The 16,549-nt window shown below is 64.0% G+C and carries 13 protein-coding genes and 1 pseudogene; 5 read left to right on the top strand and 9 right to left on the bottom strand.

Translation table 11 applies throughout. The features are described from left to right. The first annotated feature begins 214 nt into the window (after positions 1–214). On the top strand, positions 215–1,243 hold the full coding sequence (adhP, locus tag F474_RS10515; protein WP_097084357.1) for an alcohol dehydrogenase AdhP: 1,029 nt from the start codon (positions 215–217) through the stop codon (positions 1,241–1,243). 32 nt (positions 1,244–1,275) lie between these two features. Here adhP and F474_RS23255 read toward each other — a convergent pair whose 3' ends face one another. Both F474_RS23255 and F474_RS23250 read right to left on the bottom strand, forming a co-directional pair. Next, complete coding sequence (locus F474_RS23255; protein ID WP_371916135.1) at positions 1,276–2,007, bottom strand: methyl-accepting chemotaxis protein; 732 nt, start codon at positions 2,005–2,007, stop codon at positions 1,276–1,278. A gap of 132 nt (positions 2,008–2,139) precedes the next feature. Then, positions 2,140–3,198 (bottom strand): annotated as a pseudogene (locus F474_RS23250) (Cache 3/Cache 2 fusion domain-containing protein); the annotation flags it as partial. A gap of 318 nt (positions 3,199–3,516) precedes the next feature. Between F474_RS23250 and F474_RS10505 the strand changes: the two are divergent. Next, entirely contained in the window at positions 3,517–4,920 is a 1,404-nt protein-coding gene (locus F474_RS10505) for a NorM family multidrug efflux MATE transporter (protein ID WP_097084355.1), read from the top strand. Here the strand turns inward: F474_RS10505 and F474_RS10500 are convergent. Next, positions 4,838–6,508, bottom strand: a complete 1,671-nt coding sequence (locus F474_RS10500; RefSeq protein ID WP_097084354.1) for a bifunctional diguanylate cyclase/phosphodiesterase — start codon at positions 6,506–6,508, stop codon at positions 4,838–4,840. The two genes, F474_RS10505 and F474_RS10500, sit on opposite strands and share 83 nt — an antisense overlap. Positions 6,509–6,750: 242 nt before the next feature. On the opposite strand from F474_RS10500, the gene rep reads away from it, so the two are divergent. Beyond that, the gene (rep, locus tag F474_RS10495) at positions 6,751–8,760 is read left to right on the top strand and encodes a DNA helicase Rep (protein ID WP_097084353.1); all 2,010 of its coding nucleotides are present in this window, start codon (positions 6,751–6,753) and stop codon (positions 8,758–8,760) included. A gap of 35 nt (positions 8,761–8,795) precedes the next feature. On the opposite strand, the gene F474_RS10490 is transcribed toward rep, so the two are convergent. The 5 genes from F474_RS10490 to dadA form a co-directional block, all read right to left on the bottom strand. Beyond that, complete coding sequence (locus F474_RS10490) at positions 8,796–10,664, bottom strand: acetyl-CoA hydrolase/transferase C-terminal domain-containing protein (protein ID WP_097084767.1); 1,869 nt, start codon at positions 10,662–10,664, stop codon at positions 8,796–8,798. Between the two features lie 155 nt (positions 10,665–10,819). Further along, complete coding sequence (locus F474_RS10485; protein WP_165830301.1) at positions 10,820–11,368, bottom strand: cupin domain-containing protein; 549 nt, start codon at positions 11,366–11,368, stop codon at positions 10,820–10,822. 103 nt (positions 11,369–11,471) lie between these two features. Continuing rightward, positions 11,472–12,542, bottom strand: coding sequence for an alanine racemase (gene alr / locus F474_RS10480; RefSeq protein WP_097084351.1), 1,071 nt, complete (start codon positions 12,540–12,542; stop codon positions 11,472–11,474). 85 nt (positions 12,543–12,627) lie between these two features. Further along, entirely contained in the window at positions 12,628–12,981 is a 354-nt protein-coding gene (locus tag F474_RS10475; protein WP_097084350.1) for a RidA family protein, read from the bottom strand. After that, complete coding sequence (gene dadA / locus F474_RS10470; protein WP_097084349.1) at positions 12,953–14,254, bottom strand: D-amino acid dehydrogenase; 1,302 nt, start codon at positions 14,252–14,254, stop codon at positions 12,953–12,955. The genes F474_RS10475 and dadA overlap by 29 nt, the downstream gene beginning before the upstream one ends. A gap of 155 nt (positions 14,255–14,409) precedes the next feature. On the opposite strand from dadA, the gene F474_RS10465 reads away from it, so the two are divergent. Together F474_RS10465 and F474_RS10460 are read left to right on the top strand one after the other, a co-directional pair. Next, the gene (locus F474_RS10465) at positions 14,410–14,898 is read left to right on the top strand and encodes an Lrp/AsnC ligand binding domain-containing protein (protein WP_097084348.1); all 489 of its coding nucleotides are present in this window, start codon (positions 14,410–14,412) and stop codon (positions 14,896–14,898) included. A gap of 65 nt (positions 14,899–14,963) precedes the next feature. Then, complete coding sequence (locus F474_RS10460) at positions 14,964–16,253, top strand: FAD-binding oxidoreductase (RefSeq protein WP_097084347.1); 1,290 nt, start codon at positions 14,964–14,966, stop codon at positions 16,251–16,253. On the opposite strand, the gene F474_RS10455 is transcribed toward F474_RS10460, so the two are convergent. Beyond that, positions 16,250–16,480, bottom strand: coding sequence for a DUF1127 domain-containing protein (locus F474_RS10455; protein WP_097084346.1), 231 nt, complete (start codon positions 16,478–16,480; stop codon positions 16,250–16,252). The genes F474_RS10460 and F474_RS10455 overlap by 4 nt on opposite strands. Positions 16,481–16,549: the final 69 nt, after the last annotated feature.

Here is a 16,549-nt window from a genome sequence, read left to right as displayed (position 1 = left end):
TAACCTTTTTCCAGCTTCAGGTCAATGCAAGCGCTGTGGCAATAGCGGGACACTCTGCCCCAGGAGCTGTACCGGATGCGCCCCGTAGCGGGGGCCGCGCTCCGGCAAAGCCCCGCCCTACAGGCCTCGGCGGAACTGGCCCCGGCATTGCTCGGGCATTGGCGCGTCAGAACGCGCGTATTTCCAAACAACAACTCTGTTCAAGGAAAGCCCAATGAATAAGACGATGAAAGCTGCCGTGGTCCATGCCTTTGGCGAACCGTTGGCCATCCGCGAAGTGCCGGTACCCATGCCTGGCGCAGGCCAGGTGCTGGTCAAGGTCGCGGCGTCGGGGGTGTGCCACACCGACCTGCATGCTGCCGAGGGGGACTGGCCAGTCAAGCCCAACCCGCCGTTCATCCCCGGCCACGAGGGTGTAGGCCATGTGGTGGCCGTCGGCGCCGGGGTCACGCACGTCAAGGAAGGCGACCGCGTAGGCGTGCCATGGTTGTATTCAGCCTGCGGCCATTGCGAGCACTGCCTGGGCGGGTGGGAAACGCTTTGCGAATCGCAACAGAACACCGGCTATTCGGTGAACGGCGGTTTCGCCGAATACACCCTGGCAGACGCCGGCTACGTGGGCCGGCTACCGGATAACGTGGGCTTTCTTGAAATTGCCCCCATCCTGTGTGCCGGGGTAACCGTATACAAAGGCCTGAAGATGACTGAAACCCGCCCAGGGCAATGGGTGGTGGTGTCGGGCATCGGGGGGCTGGGCCACATGGCGGTGCAATATGCCAAGGCCATGGGCATGAACGTGGCCGCCGTGGACATCGACGACAGCAAGCTGGCATTGGCCAAGCGCCTGGGCGCCGAAGTGACGGTGAACGCCCGCAACCAGGACCCGGCCAAATACCTCAAGCAACAGATCGGCGGCGCCCACGGCGCACTGGTCACGGCCGTGTCGCCCAAGGCCTTCGAGCAGGCGATGGGCATGACCCGCCGGGGTGGCACCATCGCCCTGAACGGCTTGCCGCCGGGGGACTTCCCGCTGTCGATTTTCGACATGGTGCTAAACGGGACCACCGTGCGCGGCTCGATCGTAGGCACTCGGCAGGACCTGCAGGAGGCCCTGGACTTTGCCGGCGAGGGCAAGGTCAAGGCAACCGTCGCCGCCGACAAACTCGAGAACATCAACGAGGTGTTCGACAAGATGCGTGCCGGCAAGATCGACGGCCGCATCGTTATCGACATGGAGCACTGAGGCCCGGCCTGCGGCAGGCAGGGCCTGCCGCATCAACCCCTTACGTGGAAGCGGTCGACTTCCCGGCCAAGGTCGGTGGCCAGCGCTTCGAGCTCCTTCGCAGTCTGTGCCAGTTCCGACACCACCTGGCGCTGCTCGTCGTTCACTTGTGCAACGCTTTGCAGGTTGGCGCTGAGCACGGTGGCGGTGCTGCTCTGCTGGTGAGTGGCGGCGGCAATGCTGGCGAACTGCTCGCCCGCCGCACGGCTTTGCTGGTCGATGTTCGAAAGCGCGGCAGCGACCTTGGCATTGCGCTCCAACCCTTCGCGCATCAGCGCGTTGCCCTGTTCCATGGTTTGCACGGCCTGGGCGGTTTGCTGCTGGATGCTGCCGATCATGCCGGAGATTTCGTCGGTAGCCTGCCGCGTACGCCCGGCCAGGCTGCGCACTTCATCGGCGACCACTGCAAACCCTCGGCCCTGCTCACCGGCACGGGCGGCTTCGATGGCCGCGTTGAGGGCCAGCAGGTTGGTTTGTTCGGCGATCGAAGTGATCACGCTGACGATGCCACCGATTTCCTGCGAGCGCTGGCCCAGTGTGTCGATCACTCGCGCGGTTTCGCCCAGGGCACCGGCGATCTGCTCCAGCGACGAAGAAGCCTGCTCCATCGACGTACGCCCCACGCGGGTGTGCTCGGTGTTTTCCTGGGCAACGCGCTCGGTGTTGGCCATGTTGCTTGCAATGTGCTGGGACGTAGCGCTGAACTCCTCGACCGCCCCCGCCATGCTGGTGATTTCGCCTGACTGCTGGTCCATGCCGGCATAGGCGCCACTGGCCAACCCATTCAAGGCACGGGCACGGGTATTGACCTGCGCGGAGGCATCACGGATGTGCCGCACCATGTCAGCCAGCGCTTCGCCCATGTGGTTGAAGCTGTGGCCCAGTTGGGCAATTTCGTCGTGCCCGGCAACCGTGGAGCGCGCGTTGAGGTCGCCATTGCCCAAGGCCTCGGCCTGGGCGAGCAAGGCATTGAGCGGCGCCAGGCGCCTGCGCAGCAGCCAGACCGCCATGCCTACGGATATCAGCGTTGCAATGAGGCTACCGATCACCAGGCGCTCACCCACCTCCCACGTAACCTGATCGAGCTCGGCCTTGGGCATGGTGGCGACCACGCTCCACGGCCCGCCCGCAAAGGGTTCGGCCAGTGAGTAGAAGCTTTCCTGGCCGTCAGACCAGAAACTGCCGGCACCCGGCTGCTTGAGCAGCGGTGCCAGGGTTTGTGCAGCCATCTCTGGCTCTCGGGGCCCCAGCGGCGGCACCAGCCAGTGGTTTTGCGCATCCAGCAGCGCCAGCGAGCCGCTCTGGCCGATGCGGAACTGCTTGAGCTTCTCGAATTGGGCGGCCTGGGCTTCGGTATAGTCGAAACCTACGAACAGTACAGCGATCACCTTGCCGGCCGCGTCGCGAACGGGGGTGTACTGGGTCATGTAGTTCCGCCCGAACAACAGCGCCGCCCCTACATAACTCTGCCCCGCCAACAAACGCTGGTAGGCCGGGTGAGCATGGTCGAGCTGGGTGCCGATGGCGCGGCTGCCATCCTGCTTGGTCAGCGAGGTGCTGATACGCACGAACTCATCGCCACTGCGTACGAAAACAGTGGCCACGCCCTCGGTCATCTTGCGAAAGTTGTCCACCAGGGCAGTGTCGTTATTGAGCACTGCCCCGCCCAGCGCCAGTGTGGGCGTCATGACACCCGCCACGCTTACCGGCTGGTCGGGCTGCACAGCCAAACCTGCACCGAAGCGCGATTCGAACAGCCCACTCAGGCGCTGGGTGCTGATGCGCAAGGTGCTCTGGAAGGTGTCGAGTTGGTCGGCGAGCAGCCGGGCCTCGCTGGCCATGTGGTCCTCACGCGTGGCCAGGTTAGCTGCGTTCAGAGAACGCAGGGCAAAGAGAGTGCTCAGGCTGATGACCACCAATAATATGGCGGCCAAAGCCAAGCCCAATTGTGACGCAATACGCGCACGCGGCTTATTCAAGGCGATAGCTCCTGTTCGAACTGCCGGGTGGGCCCGGTCTAATAAGGCTCGAAAGTTTGAGAATAGATGAAATGGCGCCAGATCGTCCTTTCATCGGCGGGCGCGCATCATACTTGAGCAGGTCGCTCGGAGATAAGTGGCACGCTCGTACAGCACAGTTGATAATTCCGCATTCAGCTCCGAACGCTTGCGGCCATCAAAGCGACGGGCGCAGACTCGGGGGCCTGCCCGATACACCTGCCCGACGATAACAAGATGCTTTTGACCAAACGTTCCGAACTGCTCGCGCTGCTGCGCCTGGCAGCCCCCTTGGTGGCTTCCCAGCTCGCGCATATCCTCATGGTGCTGACCGACACGCTGATGATGGCCCGCCTGAGCCCCGAGGCCCTGGCCGGCGGCGGGCTGGGCGCTGCGAGCTATTCATTCGTGTCGATCTTCTGTTTCGGTGTGATTGCGGCCGTCGGGACGCTGGTCGCCATCCGCCACGGCGCAGGGGATACCGAAGGGGTGGCGCGCCTGACCCGTGCCGGTCTGTGGCTGGCGTGGTTGCTGGCCGGCATAGGGGCGCTGCTGCTGTGGAGCCTCAAACCGCTGCTTCTGGCGTTGGGGCAAACCCCGGAAAACGTCGAGAACGCTGGGCACTTCCTGCTTCTGCTGCCTCTGGCGCTGCCCGGTGCAATGACCTTCATGGCGCTGCGCGGTTTCACCAGTGCCGTGGGCAAGGCCTGGCCGGTGATGATCATCAGCCTGATGGGCGCCGGGCTCAATGCGGTACTGAACCTGGCGCTGATCAACGGCTGGATGGGGCTGCCGAAATTGGGCCTTCTGGGCATCGGGCTGGTCACGGCGATCGTCGCCAATGCCATGGCCGGGGCACTATGGCTGCTGCTGGCCAAGGCACCTGCCTATCGCGGTTATTGCATTGGCCGAGGGCTGGCGCGCCCGGACTGGCCAAGCATTCGCGAGCTCTGGCATCTTGGCTTGCCCATTGGTGGCACCTATGCGGTCGAAGTCGGCCTGTTCGCCTACGCGGCCTTGTGCATCGGCACACTGGGCAGCGTGCAGCTGGCCGCTCACCAGATCGCGCTGCAGATTGTGTCGGTCGCCTTCATGGTGCCGGTAGGGTTGTCATACGCCGTTACCCTGCGAGTGGGCCATCACTACGGTGCAGGCTCGCCGAGGCTGGCACGCCAGGCGGGCTGGGTCGGTATCGGCTTCGGTGCGGCGATCATGCTGTGTTTTGCGGCGGCGTTCTGGGCGATCCCTGCCACCATCATCGGCCTGTTCATCGATGCCCGCGACCCGGCATTCGCGCCGGTGTTCGCGCTGGCCATGAGCTTGCTGGCGATCGCTGCCTGGTTCGAACTGTTCGATGGCGTGCAAACCATTGCCATGGGAGCGCTGCGTGGCCTGAAGGAAAGCCGCCTGACCTTTTTCATTGGCCTGTGCTGCTATTGGCTGATCGGTGCGCCCACCGCCTGGTGGCTGGCGTTCCATGCCGGCTGGGGCGCCCAAGGCGTATGGTGGGGCCTGGCAGCAGGCCTTGCCTGCGCCGCTGCGAGCCTGTGCTACGGGTTCATCCGGCGGATAAGGCGCTGGCAGCGTCGCGCGCCTGGCGCAGATACGGCAACAGCTGCGCCATCGGCAGCGGCCGGCTGATCAGGTAGCCCTGCACCTGGTCGCAGCCAAATTCCTTGAGCAAGCCCAGCTGGCCAGCGGTTTCAACGCCCTCGGCCACCACCTGCAGGTGAAGGTTATGCGCCAGGTTGACCATGGCGTGCACCAGCTTGCGGTTCTCTTCGCGGGTTTCGATTTCAGCCACGAAGCTTTTGTCGATCTTGAGCAAGGTGATCGGCAGGCTGTTCAGGTGCACGAAGGATGAAAAGCCGGTGCCAAAGTCGTCCAGGGAGAAGCGCACGCCCAGCCGGCCCAGCGCATCCATGGTCTGGCGCACCAGATCGCTACGGCGCATCACGGCGGTTTCGGTGAGCTCGAACTCCAGCCAGCGCGCGTCGATGTCTCGCTCTTCGATCAACCGGCTCAGGGTGGAGAGCAATTGGCTGTCCTGGAACTGCCGGAACGACAGGTTCACCGCCATGTGCATCGGAACGATCCCCGCCTCCCCCAGCCGCTGCATGTCATGCAAGGCCCGGGAAATCACCCAGTAGCCCAACGGCACGATCAAGCCGCTCTGTTCGGCCAGCGGCACGAACTCGCTGGGCGGCAGCAGGCCACGCTCGGCATGGCGCCAGCGCACCAAGGCTTCGAGGCCGACGATCTCGCCGCTGCCCAGATCAAGACGCGGCTGGTAATGCAGCTCCAGCTCTTCACGGCGCAAGGCGCGGCGCAGCTCGCTTTCGAGGTCGGCCAGGCTGCGGGCATTGCGGTTGATGTGCTCGTTGAACACGTGAAAGGTGCAGCCTTGAATGCCCTTGGCCTGGCGCATCGCGATGTGCGCATGCCACATCAGGGGGTCTGCGCCCAGCTGCGGCCGGCCGTGGGCCAGGCCCAGGCTGCAGCCTACCAGCAGGCTTTCGCCGTCGATCCAATAGGGCTCTGCCAGCGCCTCGACCACGCGCTCGGCCAGCCGTTCGGCACGCTGAGCTTCGCCGCGGGTGTCGATGAGCAACGCGAACTCATCGCCACCGAGCCGCGCCAGCTGGTCACACGGCTCCAACTCGGCCTTGAGCCGCGCCACCACCTGGCGGATCAGGCGGTCTCCTGCCTGATGGCCAAGGGAGTCGTTGGCATGGCGGAAATTGTCCAGGTCCAGGTGCCCGAGCGCCAGCCCTCGACCATCACTGGCGGCCAAGTGCGTGGTAAGCAGCGCCTGGAAACCTTGGCGGTTGGCGATGCCGGTAAGGGGGTCTTCCTCGGCCAGGCGTTGCAGCGTGGTTTCGAGCGTAATGCGCTCGCGTACGTGGCGCAGGCAGCGGCGCAGGGTGTCGCCGGTCAGGCAGTCACGCACCAGCCAGTCGGCTACCCCGGGCGGGGCGTGCTCGGGCTCGGCTTCGAGCAGCAACACCTGGGCCATGTCGCAGGCCGGGCCTTGAGGTTGCAGGGCCGGGGTGGTCAACAGCACTGCGTTGGAGTCGTTGGCAAACAGGCTGCTGACGGCCGGCCAGCTCGGCGCGCTGATCAGCACATAGGCATCGCCCAAAAGGGCTACGCACTCGTGCAGCGCAGTGGCCCAGCCTGTGTGCTCGGCCAGCAGCAACAGGCGCGTGGGTTCCGGAGGCAACGACACAGTGGCTCCTTAAGAGTCGAACGAGCGTAAGCTGGGGCGAAAGCGCAATAATGATAATGGTTTACGTTAAGCGAACCAGTAAAAAATTCCAGTCGGAACAAATGCATCCGCCCGCATCCTGATGGAAAGTGAGAAATACGGCAAATTTTGTTACAGGATCTTTTGCGCTACGTCAGGCAAACGCGGCAATCGCCGCCGGGCCTGCTAAAATGCGCGGCCTTTTCTCTTCCCCGAATGTGCCCATGTCCCGACTCAACCCCCGGCAGCAGGAAGCCGTGAACTACGTCGGCGGCCCGCTGCTGGTGCTCGCCGGCGCCGGCTCCGGCAAAACCAGCGTGATCACCCGCAAGATCGCCCACCTGATCCAGCAATGCGGCATCCGCGCCCAGTACATCGTGGCCATGACCTTCACCAACAAGGCGGCCCGCGAGATGAAAGAGCGCGTGGGTACCCTGCTGCGCGCAGGTGAAGGGCGCGGGCTGACGGTGTGCACCTTTCACAACCTGGGCCTGAACATCATTCGCAAGGAGCACGAGCGGCTGGGTTACAAGCCCGGCTTTTCGATCTTCGATGAGTCCGACATCAAGAGCCTGCTTTCGGACATCATGCAGAAGGAGTATTCAGGCGACGACGGCGTGGACGAGATCAAGAACATGATCGGCGCCTGGAAAAACGACCTGATCCTGCCCGAGCAGGCCTTGGCCGAAGCTCGCAACCCGCGCGAGCAAACCGCGGCCATCGTGTATGCGCACTACCAGCGCACCTTGCGCGCGTTCAATGCCGTGGACTTCGACGACCTGATCCTGCAGCCGGTCAAGCTGTTCCAAGAGCACGCCGATGTGCTGGAGCGCTGGCAGAACCGCGTGCGCTACCTGTTGGTGGACGAATACCAGGACACCAACGCCAGCCAGTACCTGCTGGTGAAGATGCTGATCGGCCTGCGCAACCAGTTCACGGTGGTGGGCGATGATGACCAGTCGATCTACGCCTGGCGGGGTGCGCGCCCTGAAAACCTCATGCTGCTCAAGGAAGACTACCCCTCCCTGAAAGTGGTGATGCTCGAGCAGAACTACCGCTCCACCAGCCGCATCCTGCGCTGCGCCAACACGCTGATCGCCAACAACCCCCATGCGTTCGAGAAGCAGCTGTGGAGCGAGATGGGCCACGGGGACGAGATCCGCGTGATCCGCTGCAAGAACGAAGAGGCCGAAGCCGAGCGTGTGGCGATGGAGATTCTCACCCTGCACCTGCGCACTGACCGCCCCTACAAAGACTTCGCGATCCTCTACCGCGGCAACTACCAGGCCAAGTTGATCGAGCTGAAGCTGCAGCACCACCAGGTACCGTATCGCCTTTCCGGCGGGACCAGCTTCTTCGCTCGTCAGGAGGTGAAGGACCTGATGTCCTACCTGCGCCTGCTGGTGAACCCCGACGACGACAACGCGTTCCTGCGGGTCATCAACGTGCCGCGCCGGGAAATCGGCTCGGCCACCCTCGAGAAGCTGGGCAACTATTCGACCGAGCGCCAGGTGTCGATGTATGGCGCCTGCGATGAGATGGGCCTGGCACAGCATCTGGATGCGCGCTTCGTCGAGCGCCTGCAGCGCTTCAAGCGCTGGATGGACAAAGTGCGTGAGCAGGTAGCGCTGGAGGAGCCGATCCAGGCGCTGCGCAGCATGATCATGGACATCGACTACGAGAACTGGATTCGCAGCAACAGCTCCAGCGACAAGGCCGCCGATTACCGCATCAGCAACGTGTGGTTCCTGATCGACGCCCTGAAGAACACGCTGGAGAAGGACGAAGACGGTGAAATGACCATCGAGGATGCCATCGGCAAGCTGGTGCTGCGCGACATGCTCGAGCGCCAGCAGGAGGAAGAAGAAGGCGCCGACGGTGTGCAGATGATGACGCTGCACGCCTCAAAAGGCCTGGAGTTTCCCTACGTGTTCATCCTGGGCATGGAAGAGGAGATCCTGCCGCACCGCTCCAGCATCGAAGCCGACACCATCGAAGAAGAACGCCGCCTCGCCTACGTGGGCATCACCCGCGCGCGGCAGACCCTGGCGTTCACCTTCGCCGCCAAGCGCAAGCAGTACGGCGAGATCATCGATTGCCTGCCCAGCCGTTTCCTCGACGAGCTGCCACCGGACGACCTGGCCTGGGAGGGCCAGGAAGACGCGCCGGTGGAGGTGAAGGCCGCGCGGGGGAACACGGCGCTTGCGGACATTCGGGCCATGCTCAAGCGTTGAAGCTGCCGGTGCGGCTCGCCGGGCGCGGTGCAGCGCTAGCGGGTCAGGAACACCAGCGGCTCGGCTGGCTGGGTTGCGTGCAGGGCTGCGAGCAACAGCCGCTGGTGCAACTCTTCTCGAAGCCCTTGTGGGCTGCTCAACTGCATCCGCGCCAAGTGCTCGGGGAACAGCTCTGGCTGCGGTGCATCGAGCGCGGCCTTGCCCAGTTCCAGCAGCTCGGTAAGGTGGCTTTTGCCTTCCAGCCACGCCAGCGCACGCACCAGGTCCCGCTCGATCGCCGAGAAGTCGCTACCCAGCGGATACTCTGGAAACAGCTGCGGGTGCGCCTCACGTATGGCCTCCAGGCGCTCCAGGTTGTTTTCCGCGTAACGAGGGTCGAGCCTGAAATCCCGGGGCAGCTTGCCAGCCATCTGGGCCTGGTCGATCAACGCGGGCTGAAAGCGTGAATCGGCGACGTTGATCAAGGCTTCGGCCACCTGCGCATCGGTTTTACCGCGCAGGTCGGCGATGCCGTACTCCGTGACCACGATATCGCGCAAATGCCGGGGAATGGTGCACTGCGGGTGGTCCCAGACGATATTGGAACTCACTGCCCCGCCCTGCTCCCGCCAGCTGCGCAGCACCAGTACAGAGCGGGCATCCTCCAGGGCATGGGCCTGGGCGACGAAGTTGTACTGCCCCCCCACGCCGCTGACCACGGTGCCATTGTCGAGCTGGTCCGACACTGCTGCGCCCAACAGCGTCACCTTCATCGCCGTGTTCACGAAACGTGCATGCTGGCGTTGCGAGCGTTTGAGCGCTTCCTGCCCGTACAGCTCGTTGATGAAGCTGATCGCGGTCATTTCGAATTGCCCGCGCAGGGCCAGCGGCATCTCCTGCAGGCGCTCGTAGAAGCGCCGGGGGCCGAGGAAAAACCCGCCGTGCACCAACGCCCCCCCGGCCACCGTTTCGCCTGAGTTGGCGCGGTCTTGCGTGGCCTGGTCGGCATGCACACGGCGGCGCAGCACACCTGCTTCGGCCAGCACCAGCAGGCCATTGACGAACATTTCGCTGCAGCCATAGAGCCCTTGGGCGAAGGGGGCCGTGCCGCCTTGGTGCGCGATGAGCCCTTGCACCGGTTCCAGTTGCAGCGCCCCAAGGGCGGCCTGGTATTCACTGCTGTTGGCTTGCCGAGCCAGCAGCGCGGCGGTGAGCGCATCGCCCATCGAACCGATACCGATCTGCAGGGTGCCGCCATCTCGCACTAACGTGCTGGCGTACAGCCCGATCAGATGGTCCTGAGTGCCCACCGGCATGTTAGGCGTGGAGAACAAGGTGCTGCGCTCCGGTTCATCGATCAACACGTCGAAGGCCTCCTCGCTCAGTTCGCAAGGGCCCGGCATATAGGGAAGCGCTTCATGTACCTGCCCCAGTACCACGATGGTTTCACCTTGGGCGCGGCGTTTGGCGAGCATGGGCAGCAGGTCGAGGGTGATATCGGGGTTGCAGCTCAGGCTGAGCTGCCCGGGCCGCTCGCTGTGTTCAGCGACCAGCTGCGCAACCAGGTTCAGGCCCTGAGCATTGATATCGCGCGCAGCATGGCTGTAGTTGCTGCTCACGTAGTACTGCTGCGCGCTGGCGCTGCCCAGCAAGCCGCCTGGCTGCATGAAGAACTGCTCGACGCTCACGTTGGGTGGCAGGTTGTCGGCCCGCAGGTCAGCGAGAAAGTCCAACTCCGGGTAGCTGCCGTACACCGCCTCCACGAAGGGTTCGAGAAAACGCCGCTGGAGCCCCTCACCCAGCGCAGGCCGGCCCAGCACCAGCGCGGTGTAGATTGTCAATTGGCGCTCCGGCAGGCCACGAAGGCGCGCATAGAGGGCATTGACGAAACGGTTGGGCTTGCCCAGGCCCAATGGCAGGCCCATGCGAATGTGCGCGGGCAGGCGTTCCAGTACCTGGTCTACGGCATGATCGATCGAGCACCTGGCCACCTGGGTGACTCCTTTCGGGCGGGGATGTCGCTTGGACAGAAGGGCCGGCCCGGATGTTCAAGGCGCCCTGCGGCTGCGGGTGAAACAGCCTAGAAGTTGGCCGGTGTGGCAGCGCTGATCAACCGCGCCGGCTGCGAGAAGGGGTTGCGGAAACGGTGCGGGCGGGTGCTTTCGAAGTAATAGCTGTCACCGACTTCCAGCACGAAGGTCTCAAGGCCTACGGTCAGCTCCAGGCGGCCTTCGATGAGGATGCCGGTCTCTTCGCCGTCATGGGCAAGCATGTCGGCACCGGTATCGGCACCCGGCGGGTAGGTTTCGGTCAGGAAGGAAATGGCTCGGCCGCTGTGGGCTCGGCCTACCAGCTTCATGGTGACGGCCCCGTCGGAAATGTCGATCAGCTCGTCGGCTTTGTAGACGATCTGCGTCGAATTGTGCGCAACCACTTCCTCTGAAAAGAACTCCACCATCGACATTGGAATGCCGCTCAGCACCTTGCGAAGCGAGCTGATCGAGGGGCTGACGCTGTTTTTTTCGATCATGGAAATGGTGCTGTTGGTGACCCCGGCACGTTTGGCGAGCTCACGCTGGGACAGGCCTTTTATCCTGCGAATCGCTTGCAGCCGCTCACCGACGTCCACTGGGGTTGCCTCCTCACTACACCGGCTTCTTATGGTCATTGGCCGGTATCATGGCAACCCTGTTCAGTATTTACAACACAGCCCACCAGGAGCAGGTAGCGCGCTACCCCTGCCAGGTCAGCGGAACGCGCCTCAAGTTGCAGAAGATCTGATAGGGAATGGTGCCCGCCGCCGCCGCCACATCACTGGCCAGCACATTGCGGCCCCAGAGCTCGACCGGGCTGCCGACGCCTGCGGCAGGTATATCGGTCAGGTCAATGCAAAGCATATCCATCGACACGCGGCCAACAAGGCGGCTCGGTTTACCGGCCACCCATACGGGCGTTCCGGTGGGGGCATGGCGCGGGTAGCCGTCGGCATAGCCCATGGCGACCACCCCCACGCGCATGGGCCGGTCGGTGATGAATTTGGCGCCATAGCCGACCGGCTCGCCGGCTGCCAGCTCCTGTACGCAAATCACCTTCGATGACAGCGTCATCACGGGTTTGAGCCGGCTTGCCTGCGCCTGCTCGCCTTCAAAGGGCGTGGCGCCATAGAGCATGATCCCGGGCCGCACCCAGTCACTGGGCACCTGCGGCCAGGCCAGCACGGCGGGGGAATTGCGCAGGCTCACTTCGCCGCCCAGGCCTTCGGTGGCTGCCTGAAACACTGCTAGCTGCTCGGCGGTTGCCGGGGCCGCCGGCTCATCGGCCCGCGCGAAGTGAGTCATCATCACTAGGCCATCGACCTTGCCACTGGCGAGCAGGCGCCGGTGGGCACTGGCGTAGTCACGCGGCTGAACGCCGACGCGATGCATGCCCGAATCCAGCTTCAGCCACACCCGAATCGGCTGGGGCAGGGTTGCCTGCTCAATGGCCTCCACTTGCCACAAGGAGTGAACCACGCACCACAGGCGGTGCTCGACGATAAGCGGCAACTCGCTGGCTTCAAAAAACCCCTCCAGCAGCAGGATCGGTGCATCGATACCCGCACCCCGAAGCTCCAAGGCCTCTTCGATGCAGGCCACGGCGAAGCCATCCGCCTCGGCTTCCAGCGCCTGTGCGCAGCGCACCGCGCCGTGGCCGTAGGCATCGGCCTTGATCACCGCCAAGGCACGGGAGCCGGCCAGCTCACGGGCATAGCGGTAGTTGTCACGCAGGGCTTGCAGGTCGATCAGGGCACGGGCTGGGCGCATGGCGGGTCTTCTAGGTGCTTCGTATTCGGGGGAGTGCGGCAGTGCCTGCCGCCCGGCACCTGAGTGGGGGGCGGCGCAGCGCTGGTTACTTGATGGCAGCGGTTACCGACATTTCGACGAGGATCCACGGCTCGCACAGCTTGGCTTCCACGGTCGCCCGCGCCGGGGCGGTGCCTTCGGGCAGCCACTGGTCCCACACGCGGTTCATCCCCGCGAAGTTGCGGTCGATGTCGCGCAAGTAGATGGTCACCGACAGCAGGTGGGTCTTGTCGGTGCCGGCCGCTTCCAGCAGGCGCTCGATGTTGGCCAGGGTCTGGCGGGTCTGCTCTTCGATGCCGACGTCTTCGTCGTTGCTGACCTGGCCGGCGAGGTACACGGTGCTGTTGTGTACAACGATTTCGCTCATGCGCTTATTGGTGTGCTGGCGCTGAATGGGCATGCTTTACGGTCTCCTTGTGCTTGCCGTAGCGGAAAATGTCGAGGCCTTCGGCGCTGATCTGGGGCTTCTTGCGGGCCATCAGGTCAGCGAGCAGGCGGCCTGAGCCGCAGGCCATGGTCCAGCCGAGCGTGCCGTGCCCGGTGTTGAGGAACAGGTTGCGGTAAGGGGTGGCCCCCACGATGGGCGTGCCATCCGGGGTGGTCGGCCGCAGGCCGGTCCAGAACGTCGCCTCCTGCAGGTTGCCGCCGCGAGGATAAAGGTCGTTGATGATCATCTCCAGCGTTTCGCGCCGGCGTGGGTTCAGCGACAGGTCGTAGCCGGAAATTTCGGCCATGCCGCCGATGCGAATGCGGTTATCGAAACGGGTGATGGCCACCTTGTAGGTTTCGTCGAGGATGGTCGAGGTCGGTGCCATGCTGCCATCGACGATCGGAATGGTCATCGAGTAACCCTTGAGCGGGTACACCGGCGCGCGGATACCCAGCGGCTTGAGCAATTGCGGCGAATAGCTGCCCAGCGCCAACACGTAGCGATCGGCGGTTTCCAGCTTGCCGTCAATGAGCACACCATTGATGCGGTCGCCCGCGAAGTCCAGCCGCTGGATGGTCTGCCCGAAGCGGAATTCGACGCCCATCTGCCGGCACATCTCGGCCAGCCGAACGGTGAACATCTGGCAGTCGCCGGTCTGGTCGTTCGGCAGGCGCAGTGCGCCGGCCAGCAGGTCACCGGTGGCCGCCAGGGCAGGCTCGACGCGGGCGATGCCAGCTCGGTCGAGCACTTCGTAAGGCACGCCCTCACGCTTGAGCACATCGATGTCTTTGGCGGCGTTGTCCAGCTGCGCCTGGGTGCGGAACAGCTGGGTGGTGCCCAGGCTACGGCCTTCGTAGCTGATACCGGTATCGGCCCGCAGTTCGTCGAGGCAGTCACGGCTGTACTCGGACAGCCGCACCATGCGCTCCTTGTTGACGGCGTAGCGGCTGGCCGTGCAGTTGCGCATCATCTGCGCCATCCAGCGATACTGTTCGAGGTCGCCAGTGGCCTTTATCGCAAGCGGCGCGTGGCGCTGCATCAGCCACTTGATGGCTTTGAAAGGAATGCCTGGCGCGGCCCAGGGCGAGGCGTAACCCGGGGACACCTGGCCGGCATTGGCAAAGCTGGTTTCCAGAGCGACATCGGGCTGGCGGTCGACTACCACCACCTCGTGGCCCTCCCGGGCCAGGTAGTACGCACTGGTGACACCAATCACACCGCTGCCCAGCACCAGAATACGCATGATTACCCCTGTGGCGGCCGCACCGCCTGGCCAATTGGTTCGAAACGTTCAATGGCCGCAGTATAGAAAGCCCCAGCCAGTGCTTTTCACTGTATAGCTGGTTATATTTGGCGATAATTCTCGGCAAAAACCGCTTCAACGGAGGGGCATCGCCTGTGCGCACCCAGCATCAGAGCAAGCGCGAACTGGACAAGATCGATCGCAATATTCTGCGCCTGTTGCAGGCAGACGGGCGGCTGTCATTCACGGAGCTGGGGGAAAAGGTTGGCTTGTCCACCACACCCTGTACCGAGCGCGTGCGGCGCCTGGAGCGAGAGGGGATCATCATGGGCTATCACGCCCGCCTCAACCCACAGCAGCTCAAGGCCAGCTTGCTGGTGTTCGTCGAGATCAGCCTGGATTACAAGTCTGGCGACACCTTTGACGACTTCCGCCGCGCGGTGCTGAGGCTGCCGCATGTGTTGGAATGCCACCTGGTGTCGGGCGACTTCGACTATCTGGTCAAAGCGCGGATCTCCGAGATGGCTTCCTACCGCAAATTGCTGGGCGACATCCTGCTGAAGCTGCCGCATGTGCGTGAATCCAAAAGTTACATCGTGATGGAAGAGGTCAAGGAGAGCCTGAACCTGCCCGTTCCGGACTGACCCGTTGCCTGGGCACGGCCTCGCGCTTATCCTGCGTTAAATTTTCCAAACACCCAGGACGCCCCATGGCCGCCACTGAGCACACCGCCTCCTACTATGCAGCCAGCATCGGCCAGGCCCCCACCTGGCCAGCGCTCAGCGAAGACATTCAAGCCGACGTGTGCATCATCGGTGGCGGCTTCAGCGGCTTGAATACCGCCATTGAGCTGGCCGAGCGCGGCATGAGCGTGGTTCTGCTAGAGGGCCGGCGCATTGGCTGGGGCGCCAGCGGGCGCAACGGGGGCCAACTGATCCGCGGCGTGGGCCATGACGTCGAGCAGTTCCACAACATCCTGGGGGCCGAGGGCGTGCTGGCCCTCAAGCAGATGGGCCTTGAGGCCGTGGAGATCGTGCGCGAGCGGGTGCAACGCCACGGCATCGACTGCGACCTGGCCTGGGGTTACTGCGACCTTGCCAACAAGCCCCGCGAATACGAGGGGTTCGCCACCGACCAATGCGAACTGCGTAGCCTGGGCTATCGCCATGAAGTGCGGCTGATCCCCCAGCAGGAGCTGCACACCGTGATCGACGCACAAGGCTATGCGGGGGCGATGCTGGACATGGGCTCCGGGCACCTGCACCCGCTCAAGCTGGCATTGGGCGAGGCAGCGCTGGCGCAGCAGCTGGGTGCCAGGCTGTTCGAGCAATCGGCGGTGGTCGCGATCGACCATGGCCCACGCGTACGGGTGCGCACGGCGCACGGCAGCGTTCAGGCCAGCCACCTGGTGATCGCTTGCAACGCCTACCTGGGGGGGCTGGAACCCCGCCTTGCGGGCAAGGTGCTGCCCGCCGGCAGCTACATCATTGCCACCGAACGCCTACCCGCTGAGCTGGCCCATCGGCTGCTACCGCAAAACACCGCCATGTGCGACCAGAAGCTGACTGTCGATTATTTCAGGCTCTCAGCCGACAACCGCCTGTTGTTCGGTGGCGCCTGCCACTACTCCGGGCGCGACCCCAAAGATATCGCCGCCTACATGCGACCGAAAATGCTGCAGGTGTTTCCGCAGCTGGCCAACACCCGGATCGACTACCACTGGGCCGGGATGATCGGCATCGGCGCCAACCGCCTGCCACAGATCGGGAGCCTGAGCGACCACCCCAACGTGCACTACGCACAGGCCTATGCTGGCCATGGCGTGAACGCCACGCACCTGGCCGGCAAACTGCTCGCCGAGGCGATCTGCGGGCTGGAGGGTGGCGGCTTCGAGCTGTTCGCCAAGGTGCCGCACATGACCTTCCCCGGCGGGCGTTACCTGCGCTCCCCACTGCTGGCGCTGGGCATGCTCTGGCACCGCTTCAAGTCCTTGGGCTAGCCCAGCCAGAACGGCTTGCTGGCTTCGCCCAGAGCATCTGCACGGGTCAGCCCAAGGTCCTTGAGCTCACCGTCGCTCAGTTCGAGCAACTGGCGGCGGCTGCGCCAGCGGAACACGTACAGTGCGAAGCGGCTGCAGTAAGGCAGCCGCGGCTGAGGTTCACTGGGGCGGGCTCGCTCTACCGCCAGGGGTGGCCTGGGTAAAGCGACATCGTCGGCACTGGGCATGGTCGTCTCCTACACACGGATCTGTATGGAGAAAAAGCATGCCTTTTGCGCCCAACTGGATACAGACTC

The organism is Pseudomonas sp. URIL14HWK12:I12, assembly GCF_003097135.1.
In the GTDB taxonomy this organism is placed as follows: Bacteria; Pseudomonadota; Gammaproteobacteria; order Pseudomonadales; family Pseudomonadaceae; genus Aquipseudomonas.
Note: the sequence above shows the minus strand (reverse complement) of the source record. Positions and strands in the feature narration are given on the sequence as shown.

Bases quoted from the DNA above. Each gene is read 5' to 3' on its own strand.
- F474_RS10490 (WP_097084767.1), bottom strand. From the start codon at position 10,664: ATGGGCCTGCCATTGGGCCTGGGCAAGCCCAACCGTTTCGTCAATGCC.
- adhP (WP_097084357.1), top strand. From the start codon at position 215: ATGAATAAGACGATGAAAGCTGCCGTGGTCCATGCCTTTGGCGAACCG.
- alr (WP_097084351.1), bottom strand. From the start codon at position 12,542: ATGCGCCCAGCCCGTGCCCTGATCGACCTGCAAGCCCTGCGTGACAAC.
- F474_RS10455 (WP_097084346.1), bottom strand. From the start codon at position 16,480: ATGCCCAGTGCCGACGATGTCGCTTTACCCAGGCCACCCCTGGCGGTA.
- F474_RS23255 (WP_371916135.1), bottom strand. From the start codon at position 2,007: ATGGCGGGGGCGGTCGAGGAGTTCAGCGCTACGTCCCAGCACATTGCA.
- F474_RS10460 (WP_097084347.1), top strand. From the start codon at position 14,964: ATGGCCGCCACTGAGCACACCGCCTCCTACTATGCAGCCAGCATCGGC.
- rep (WP_097084353.1), top strand. From the start codon at position 6,751: ATGTCCCGACTCAACCCCCGGCAGCAGGAAGCCGTGAACTACGTCGGC.
- dadA (WP_097084349.1), bottom strand. From the start codon at position 14,254: ATGCGTATTCTGGTGCTGGGCAGCGGTGTGATTGGTGTCACCAGTGCG.
- F474_RS10505 (WP_097084355.1), top strand. From the start codon at position 3,517: ATGCTTTTGACCAAACGTTCCGAACTGCTCGCGCTGCTGCGCCTGGCA.
- F474_RS10475 (WP_097084350.1), bottom strand. From the start codon at position 12,981: ATGCCCATTCAGCGCCAGCACACCAATAAGCGCATGAGCGAAATCGTT.